This window comes from Anoxybacillus sp. (genome assembly GCF_036834105.1).
GTDB lineage: Bacteria > Bacillota > Bacilli > Bacillales > Anoxybacillaceae > Anoxybacillus.
Genome location: NZ_DAITON010000101.1, coordinates 1 through 7,062, shown reverse-complemented (window position 1 = coordinate 7,062; position 7,062 = coordinate 1). Strand labels below are relative to the sequence as shown.

Below are 7,062 nucleotides of genomic sequence, written 5' to 3'. Positions count from 1 at the left end.
TAAGCGAAGAAGAGTTGGCGAAGAAAAAAGCGGCAGCAGCGGCGAAAGCGAAAGCTGCAGCGCTGGCGAAACAAAAGGCGCTGGAATCAAGCGAACTAAGCGAAGAAGAATTGGCGAAGAAAAAAGCGGTAGCGGCGGCGAAAGCAAAAGTTGCAGCAGCAGCAAAAGCAAAAAGTGCAGATGTCGCTGAACAAAAAGAGGAAAAACCTTCACCAAATCAGCCATATCTCGACAAATACGTCAAAGTGATTGAACAACATCTCGGAAAAGACGTGCTAGAAAACGCTTACATCAATCGTTTGTCGAAAGACGTACCGACACTCGTTGTGAAAAAAGATACATATTTTAAAGTGGCTGAGTTTTTAAAATATAATGAGCAGCTAAGTTTTGATTATTTATCGGAGTTGCACGGAACGGATTTTCAAACGCATATGGAAGTGTACGTGCACTTGTACTCCTATAAAAATCGCCAATCTGTTGCGTTGAAAGTGAAAATTGATCGTGACCATCCGGTGATCGATTCCCTCGTTCCGCTTTGGCCAGGGGCGAATTGGCCAGAGTGCGAAGCGTACGATTTACTTGGCATTCGTTTCGAAGGTCATCCGCAACTCATTCGCATATTTTTAGGGGAGAACTGGGTCGGCTATCCGCTCCGAAAAGATTACGAGCCGTACGATATGGAGGGATAAAATGTGCTTAGAACAGAGGAGATGCTTTTAAACGTCGGACCGCAACATCCGAGCACACACGGCGTGTTTCGTCTCGTGTTAAAAATCGATGGGGAAATCATTAAAGAAGCGACTCCTGTCATCGGTTATCTTCACCGCGGCACCGAAAAAATCGCTGAAAATTTACAATATACACAAATCATTCCGTACACCGACCGCATGGACTATTTATCGGCTATGACGAACAACTACGTCATTTGCCATGCGGTAGAAACAATGATGGGCATTGAAGTGCCGAAGCGGGCCGAATATTTGCGTGTGCTTGCGATGGAACTCGGCCGCATTGCGAGCCACCTCGTTTGGTGGGGGACGTATTTGCTTGACATTGGGGCGGTCAGTCCGTTTTTATATGCGTTTCGCGAGCGAGAAATGATTATTAATCTACTAAATGAATTGTCAGGGGCGCGATTAACGTTTAACTACATGCGTGTTGGCGGTGTGAAATGGGATGCGCCAGACGGCTGGATCGATAAAGTGAAGCAGTTCGTTCCGTATATGCGCAAACAGTTGGAAGGATATCATGAGCTCGTCACAGGAAACGAAATTTTCCGCAATCGCGTCATCGGGGTTGGAAAGTACACGAAAGAAGAAGCGTTGGCGTATTCATTAAGTGGGGTCAATTTGCGTTGTACAGGTGTAAAATGGGATTTACGAAAAGATGATCCGTATTCTATTTACGACCGGTTTGATTTTGACGTGCCTGTTCGTACGGAAGGTGATTGCTTCGCCCGTTATGAATGCCGTCTTGCTGAAATTGAACAATCGCTTCGCATTATTGAACAAGCGTGCGAACAATTCCCACATGAAGGCGACATTATGGCGAAGGTGCCAAAAATCATTAAAGCGCCGCCGGGAGAAGCATACGTCCGCATCGAGTCGCCGCGCGGAGAAATTGGGTGCTACATTGCGAGCGACGGGAAAAAAGAGCCGTACCGCTTAAAATTCCGTCGACCGTCATTTTACAATTTGCAAATCCTTCCGAAACTATTAAAAGGGGAAAATATCGCGAATTTAATTGCGATACTTGGCGCGATTGATATCGTGCTTGGGGAGGTCGATGGATGATGATGGAACAACTTTTACAGTCGACGCCGAGCTGGACGAACGTTGCGATATTTTTCGCGATTGGTGTCGGGCTGTTGCTCGTTGTATTAGGGTTTGTTACGTACGGCATTTTAGCGGAACGAAAAGTGATGGGATTTATGCAAGGACGCATCGGCCCGAACCAAGTTGGAGGTCGCTGGGGGTTATTGCAGACCGTTGCAGACGTATTAAAACTACTGTTGAAAGAAGATACGATTCCGAAGGCAGCTGATCGGCCGTTATTCATTTTAGCGCCGGTTATCGCGTTTGCCCCTGCCTTTATGGTACTTGCAGCGTTGCCGTTTACTGATGCGTTGCAATTTGCCGATATTGGCGTTGGCTTGTTGTATTACATCGCGGTATCAGGATTAACGACGATTGGCGTTGTGACAGGCGCATGGGCGTCCAACAACAAATATGCACTACTTGGAGGCATGCGCGCAGCCGCGCAAATGATTTCATATGAAGTGCCTCTCGTCATGTCGGTCATCGGTGTCATTTTGTTGGCGGGAAGTTTAAACTTAAACGACATTGTTGAGGCGCAAAAAGATGTTTGGTTTATTATTGCGCAGCCGATCGGATTTCTCGTTTTCCTCATCGCCGCTGTGGCAGAGTTAAACCGGACGCCGTTTGACTTGCCGGAAGCAGAATCGGAGCTTGTTGCAGGATTCCACGTAGAATATTCTGGCTTCCGTTGGGCGTTTTTCATGCTTGCAGAGTACGTATACTTTTTTGCGATGGCAGCTTTAACAACTGTTCTTTTCTTAGGGGGATGGCATCCGCTTCCGTTTCTCGGTTTTATTCCAGGAGCGGTTTGGTTTGCCTTAAAGTTTAGTCTCGTCGTCTTTTTATTCATTTGGTTCCGCATTACGTTCCCGCGCGTCCGCGCCGATCAATTGATGGAGTTTGGCTGGAAAGTATTATTGCCTGTCGCACTCGTGAACATTTTCGTGACAGCTCTTGTAAAACAACTATTTTTTTAAATAAAAAGGTGGGTGGGCAGAAATGCTCGGTTTAATGAAAGGATTAGCGTATACGCTGAAAAATTTAACGAAAGAAAAAGTGACGTACGATTATCCGAATGAACCGCTTCCGCTTCCGGATCGCTTTCGCGGCATTCAAAAGTTTTATCCGGAAAAATGTATCGTTTGCAATCAGTGTGCAAACATTTGCCCGACCGACTGTATTCAGCTGACGGGCAAAAAGCATCCGGACCCGACGAAAAAAGGAAAAATTATTGATACGTATGACATTAACTTTGAAATTTGCATTTTATGCGATTTATGTACGGAAGTATGTCCGACCGAGGCAATTGTTATGACGAACAACTTTGAATTAGCGGAATATAGCCGCGATGAATTATTTAAAGATTTAACGTGGCTTGACGAAAACGATACGAACGTGCGGAAGGTGAATAAACCATGAGCGGACAATATCTCGCATTTTTCGTTCTTGCGCTCATTGCGCTAGGCGGCGGCATATTTATGTTAAATTTAAACAAAGTCGTCCATATGGTCGTCGCCCTTGTATTTACGTTCGTCAGTCTCGCCGGCATTTACGTGCTTTTATCTGCTGAGTTTGTTGCGGCAGTACAAGTGCTCATTTACTCCGGAGCAATTACGATCATTATGTTATTTGGCATTATGTTGACGCGCCACCAAGATGACGGACAATCGACAGGAAGCCCGCTTCGTAAAGCGCTCGCGTTGCTCGGTACGGTAGCATTCGGTGCGGTTATGTACATCGGCATTCGCACGCTTGATTTCGGTACGGAAGCGGTTGGACTTCATGAAAACAATACGGAACAAATCGGGATCGCCCTTTATTCTAAATACGTCATTCCGTTTGAACTAACATCTGTATTATTGCTTGTTGCTCTCGTTGGCGCCGTCATTTTAGCAAAAAAAGATGATAAGGAGGAGGGAGAATGAGCGTACCGTTATCCGCCTATCTCGTATTTGCGCTTTTATTATTTTGCATCGGGCTGTACGGAGCGTTAACAAAACGAAATACGGTGATCGTCCTCATTTGTATTGAGCTCATGTTAAATGCGGTCAACGTAAACTTAGTGGCGTTCAGTAAATATGGGGTGAATCCAGGCATTACAGGGCAACTATTTTCGCTGTTTACAATTACCGTTGCCGCCGCAGAAGCAGCGGTCGGTTTAGCGATTTTAATTGCGCTATACCGCAACCGTAAAACGATTCATATTGATGAAGTCGATGCGATGAAACGATAAAGGATGGGAAACAAAGGGGTTAATATATAAACGCACCTGAAAAAGGGGATGATTGAACGATGATGGAAAACGCATGGCTCATACCGCTTTTTCCGTTCGTATCGTTTGTTGTGCTGCTTGTCGTCGGCAAGCAGTTAAAAGAACGAAGCGCGTATGTAGGGATGTTGTTGACGTTTATTTCGCTCGTATATGCGCTCGGAGTGTTGTATGAGCGATGGACGGCGCCAACATACAAGCAAGCATACACATGGCTTACGATCGGGAATGTACAATTGACGGTCGGTTTTGAAGTGAATGCGTTAAACGCACTCATGCTCGTTGTTGTGTCGCTTGTTAGTTTTCTCGTACATACGTATGCGAAAGGGTATATGCATGGTGATGAGCGCTTTTCGGTGTTTTATGCATATTTAGGCTTATTTACTTTTGCGATGCTTGGGCTCGTCATATCGCCTAACTTATTGCAAACGTACATGTTTTGGGAGCTTGTCGGTCTCGGCTCGTTCTTATTGATCGGATTTTATTTTTACAAAGAAGAAGCAAAAGCTGCAGCGAAAAAAGCGTTTATTATGACGCGCATCGGGGATGTCGGCTTGCTGATCGGCATGATTTTATTGTTCCTTGAAGTGAAAAGCTTTGAATATGAAGCCATTTTTGCTGCGTTACAAAATGGGGATATATCAACTACGGTCATCACGTTAAGCGCCATTCTCGTTTTTATCGGTGCTGTCGGAAAATCAGGTCAATTTCCGCTTCATACGTGGCTTCCGGATGCGATGGAAGGTCCAACGCCTGTATCCGCATTAATTCACGCAGCGACAATGGTTGCAGCTGGGGTATATTTAGTGGCGACGTTGTTCCCGCTTTATGAAGCGAGTGAGACGGCGATGATGACCGTCGCTTACGTCGGTGGATTTACCGCTATTTTCGCAGCGTCCATCGGCTTAGTACAAACAGACATTAAACGTGTGCTCGCGTACTCTACAGTCAGCCAGCTCGGCTACATGATGTTGGCGCTCGGTTCAGCTGGATATGTCGCAGGCATCTTTCATTTGATGACACATGCATTTTTTAAAGCGCTCCTCTTTTTAGCGGCAGGTAGCGTCATTCATGCGGTGCATACGCAAAATATTGAACAAATGGGCGGATTATGGAAAAAGATGAAATGGACCGCGCCGCTCTTTTTAATCGGAACGTTAGCGATTAGCGGGTTTCCGTTGTTCTCAGGCTTTTTCAGCAAAGACGAAATTTTACTTGCCGCGTGGACGCACGGGCACGTCGGCTTATTTATCGTCGCTGTTATCGCTGCCTTTTTCACAGCGTTTTATATGTTCCGCTTATTTTTCCTTGTGTTTGCAGGGGAAGCGCGAACGAGCGTCCACGACGTCCACGAATCGCCAATGGTTATGGTGTTTCCGATGATTGTACTCGGCGTGCTTGCTGTCGTTTCTGGATACGTCCAAACACCGTGGGGAGCGTTTTTAGGCGAATGGTTGACAGAGGGAACGAACTGGCATGCACATATGGAAGGGCCGAGTTGGATTATGATTGTTGCGACAATCGTGTCATTATGCGGCATTGCGCTCGCATGGCTCATATATGGCAAACGGGCGACCGCTCGTGATTGGCTATCGTCGCGTTTTCCGATGACGTACAATGTGCTGATGAATAAATATTACGTCGATGAGTTTTACGGACTGACTGTCATTCGTGCGACCGCATTCATCAGCTTGCTGTTTGAATACATCGATCGCTTCCTCGTCGAAGGAATAGCTCGGTCGCTTGCAGCAGCGACACGCGGCATCGGACGAATCGGTTCGCGTCTACAAAACGGTCAAGTACAAATGTACGGCACGGTCACGATTGTTGCTTTAGCGATTCTCGTCGTCATTTTTGCGGTGACAGGGGGGTATTTATAATGCAACCATACTTTTTATCGCTCTTAATTTTCTCCCCGCTTTTAGGTATACTCGTTCTTTCTTTCATTTCGAAAGAGCAAGAAAAAGCGATTAAATGGCTCGGTGTGTTGGCGACGTTGCCATCGTTATGTTTATCGTTGTTTGCTTTTTGGCAATATCAAAATGGTTATGACGTCAGTCAACTGACAGAAAAGCGTTCATGGATTCGGTTTGGCGAGTTTCCGTTTTTAAGGGAAACGGATTTTACGGTGGCGTATGAACTGCACGTCGACGGTTTTGCGCTCGTCATGATCGTGCTAACAACCATTTTAGCAACGCTCGCTGCGCTTGCTTCCATATCCATTCAAAAAGAATGGAAAGGCTATTTTCAACTGTTTTTATTGCTTGAAATCGGCATGCTTGGCGTTTTTGCGGCAAGCAACCTCGTTCTCTTTTTCATCTTTTTCGAATTGACGCTCATTCCGATGTTTTTCTTAATCGGAAAATGGGGCTATTTCGAAAAAGAAAAAGCTGCGTATAGTTATTTAATTTATAACGGTCTCGGCTCAGCCGTTTTGTTAATTGTGATCGCCATTTTGTTTGCGCGCACCGGCACAGCGAATATCGCGGAGTTGCGCCACATATTGACGGACCCGATTGCGCAAATGCAAACCATTTCGCCAATTTCCGACGATCTTCGTTACGGATTGTTTATCGCCTTGCTTGTCGCATTTGGGGTAAAATTGCCGATCGTGCCGCTTCATCGTTGGATGTTGCGCGTGCACGTACAAGCGCCACCTTCTGTCGTTATGCTGCATGCAGGGGTTTTGTTAAAAATTGGTGCTTTCGGTCTCGTTCGCATCGCCCTCGGATTATTTCCCGGGCAATTCCAACAATTTTCGACATGGCTCATCGTTTTAGGAGTTGTAAATTTATTGTACGGCGCGTTTTTAGCGTTTAGACAAACCGATTTTAAAATGGTGCTCGCTTATTCGAGCGTATCGCATATGGGCATTGTATTGATCGGCCTTGGATCTCTTAACGAAGCGGGAATACAAGGGGCGATTTTCCAAGCGGTGTCACACGGATTTATCGCGGCGTTTTTATTCTTCTTCGT

General features: G+C 45.9%; 8 protein-coding genes. All 8 read left to right on the top strand.

The annotated features are described in order from the left end of the window. Nucleotides 1-689 (top strand): NADH-quinone oxidoreductase subunit C (locus V7Z64_RS09980; protein WP_334110282.1); only part of this gene is annotated, 689 nt, incomplete at its 5' end. A 3-nt stretch (nt 690-692) separates the two neighbouring features. Further along, nucleotides 693-1,793, top strand: a complete 1,101-nt coding sequence (locus V7Z64_RS09975; RefSeq protein ID WP_297992107.1) for an NADH-quinone oxidoreductase subunit D — start codon at nt 693-695, stop codon at nt 1,791-1,793. Next, complete coding sequence (nuoH, locus tag V7Z64_RS09970) at nt 1,793-2,794, top strand: NADH-quinone oxidoreductase subunit NuoH (RefSeq protein WP_003396991.1); 1,002 nt, start codon at nt 1,793-1,795, stop codon at nt 2,792-2,794. Before V7Z64_RS09975 ends, nuoH begins: the two co-directional genes overlap by 1 nt. 22 nt (nt 2,795-2,816) lie before the next feature. Continuing rightward, complete coding sequence (gene nuoI / locus V7Z64_RS09965; protein ID WP_003396988.1) at nt 2,817-3,236, top strand: NADH-quinone oxidoreductase subunit NuoI; 420 nt, start codon at nt 2,817-2,819, stop codon at nt 3,234-3,236. Continuing rightward, a complete protein-coding gene (locus tag V7Z64_RS09960; RefSeq protein ID WP_003396986.1) occupies nt 3,233-3,742 on the top strand; it encodes an NADH-quinone oxidoreductase subunit J in 510 nt (169 codons plus the stop codon). Before nuoI ends, V7Z64_RS09960 begins: the two co-directional genes overlap by 4 nt. After that, nucleotides 3,739-4,050, top strand: a complete 312-nt coding sequence (gene nuoK, locus V7Z64_RS09955; protein WP_297992105.1) for an NADH-quinone oxidoreductase subunit NuoK — start codon at nt 3,739-3,741, stop codon at nt 4,048-4,050. Before V7Z64_RS09960 ends, nuoK begins: the two co-directional genes overlap by 4 nt. 59 nt (nt 4,051-4,109) lie before the next feature. Next, nucleotides 4,110-5,966 carry an NADH-quinone oxidoreductase subunit L gene (gene nuoL / locus V7Z64_RS09950; protein ID WP_297992102.1) on the top strand — a complete coding sequence of 619 codons (1,857 nt, stop codon included), beginning with the start codon at nt 4,110-4,112 and terminating at the stop codon, nt 5,964-5,966. Continuing rightward, the coding region (locus V7Z64_RS09945) for an NADH-quinone oxidoreductase subunit M (RefSeq protein WP_334110278.1) at nt 5,966-7,062 on the top strand (1,097 nt) is incomplete at its 3' end. The genes nuoL and V7Z64_RS09945, both read left to right, overlap by 1 nt.

Bases quoted from the DNA above. Each gene is read 5' to 3' on its own strand.
- nuoH (WP_003396991.1), top strand. From the start codon at position 1,793: ATGATGGAACAACTTTTACAGTCGACGCCGAGCTGGACGAACGTTGCG.
- nuoI (WP_003396988.1), top strand. From the start codon at position 2,817: ATGCTCGGTTTAATGAAAGGATTAGCGTATACGCTGAAAAATTTAACG.
- V7Z64_RS09960 (WP_003396986.1), top strand. From the start codon at position 3,233: ATGAGCGGACAATATCTCGCATTTTTCGTTCTTGCGCTCATTGCGCTA.
- nuoK (WP_297992105.1), top strand. From the start codon at position 3,739: ATGAGCGTACCGTTATCCGCCTATCTCGTATTTGCGCTTTTATTATTT.
- nuoL (WP_297992102.1), top strand. From the start codon at position 4,110: ATGATGGAAAACGCATGGCTCATACCGCTTTTTCCGTTCGTATCGTTT.